Raw genomic sequence first — 1,774 nt, forward strand, 5'->3', positions numbered from 1 at the left:
GGCCTTACTGCATCACGGCGAGGGCGAGGGCGCGCCGGGCACGCATCGACGCGCGCTCGGCCCTCCGCTGCATCCGCCGGGCGGCGACCATGCGGAGCGCGGGCCGGGCGAGCTCGGCCTCACGCATCCGCTCGTGCATATGCGCACGGGCCATGGCTTCTGGGATGAGTTGCATTTCTCGGGTCCTGTTCTGGCGCACCTCGGGCGCACCGGTGAGGGGGAAGTCTCGGGTGGCGGGCAGGGAACCTGCGGGCTCGTGGGTGGACGGCTTCATCGGGGCCTGTTTCCGGGGATCGTGCGTGTGGGGAGCGTCGATGGTGCGGTGGCCGGTCATGCCGCGACCGGGTTCTTGCGCGGGCGGCCACGCGGCCGCTTGCGGGCGACCACGACGCCCTGGACGAACAGCTCGCCGCCCCAGACGCCCCAGGGCTCCCGGCGCTCCTTGGCGCCGGCGAGGCAGGCGTCCACCAGCGGGCAGGTACGGCACAGCGACTTGGCGTACTCCACGTCGGCCGGGGACTCCGCGAAGAAGACCTCCGGGTCGTTGGAGCGGCACGGGACCGGGGTGCCGAGGCCCTCGATGGCGTCGTCGAGAGCGGTCAGGGTGATGAGCGGAGTCAAGGAAAGGTCCTCCGTGAGGCCGGGCGGGGGGATGGTGTCGGAAGTCGGTACGGACGGGGCGTGCGCTTCGAGTTGCACGGGGTGTCTTCCTCGTCTGGTGTCGTCCGGCCGGTCGGCCGGTGGTGGGTACCGGTTGTTCTCTTGTCCCGAGGTCCTTCGGTCCGTCTCCCGTGTCCGGGGAAAACAGAAGGGCCGCGGATCCCGGATGGGGTTCCGCGGCCCTGAAGGCACCGGCCTGAGTACGTCAGGCTGGATCGCTCCAGGGTTCCGGCCCGCGGAGGGCCCACATCATCTGGGGGTGGTTCGTCGTCTGCTTGAGGGCTCCGGCACCGGCTGCCGCGTAGCCGAAGGCGTACGCCTGGGCCACTCCTGCTTCCAGTGCCTTGGTCGGTCGCTCGTCGCGGACGCGGACGGGAATGCCCGCGAAGGACGACTCGGACCGGTTGCCGGACACCAGGGCACCGAACAGCTCGGAGGCCGAAATCTTCGAGCCGGAAAGCTCGGAGGCGGACACACCGGTGCCACGGTCGAAGGCGAGAGTGCACAGCGAGGCGACGTGGTGATCGTTCTCCAGAACGGCGGTGCCCAGGGCACGCGTGGTGCTGATGCCGGTGGTGTTGGTCTTGCTGAACACTTCGATCGCCTCCTCTCGGCGTCTTCGGGACCGTGAACGGTCCGGCGGATACAGACGTCAGTACAGCACGGAGCGGAAGCCTTTTCGACAGGCTCCGTGTTCCGTGCTCTAGAACCTATGGGGCACTACGGGGAGCGCGCAAACTATTTTTGCGACGACTTCGCAACGGTGTGTCGCGGACCCGTTCAGTCCTCCTCCGCGCGGTCCTGACCGGCGCAGATGGCCAGCACGTCGGCGCCGTAACGATCCAGCTTGCGCATGCCGACACCGGGGATCCGGGCCAGCTCCACCGGATCCTCGGGCACGGTCTCCGCGATGGCGATCAGCGTCTTGTCGGTGAAGACGCAGAAGGCCGGCTGCCCGCTGCGCCGCGCCTGGACCTCGCGCCACGACCGCAGCCGTTCGTAGACGCCCTCGTCCATCTCGGACGGGCAGTCCTCGCAGCGCATCAGCTTCATCTCACCGGCGTCGGTGAGGGTGCGGCCGCAGACCTTGCAGCGGGCGACGGTGCGACGGGCC

4 protein-coding genes are annotated in these 1,774 nt (G+C 69.4%); all 4 read right to left on the minus strand.

Annotation, left to right across the window (positions count from 1 at the left end):
• Window positions 1–4: 4 nt before the first annotated feature.
• Window positions 5–334 carry a hypothetical protein gene (locus HW445_RS29675; protein ID WP_180223908.1) on the minus strand — a complete coding sequence of 110 codons (330 nt, stop codon included), beginning with the start codon at window positions 332–334 and terminating at the stop codon, window positions 5–7.
• Window positions 331–699 (minus strand): WhiB family transcriptional regulator, encoded by a 369-nt coding sequence (locus tag HW445_RS29680; RefSeq protein ID WP_151771371.1) that lies wholly within the window; start codon window positions 697–699, stop codon window positions 331–333. Before HW445_RS29680 ends, HW445_RS29675 begins: the two co-directional genes overlap by 4 nt.
• A gap of 166 nt (window positions 700–865) precedes the next feature.
• A complete protein-coding gene (locus HW445_RS29685; protein ID WP_374939719.1) occupies window positions 866–1,255 on the minus strand; it encodes a hypothetical protein in 390 nt (129 codons plus the stop codon).
• A 185-nt stretch (window positions 1,256–1,440) separates the two neighbouring features.
• Window positions 1,441–1,774 (minus strand): HRDC domain-containing protein (locus HW445_RS29690; protein ID WP_180223909.1); only part of this gene is annotated, 334 nt, incomplete at its 5' end.

The organism is Streptomyces sp. UH6 (assembly GCF_013421635.1).
GTDB lineage: Bacteria > Actinomycetota > Actinomycetes > Streptomycetales > Streptomycetaceae > Streptomyces > Streptomyces abyssomicinicus.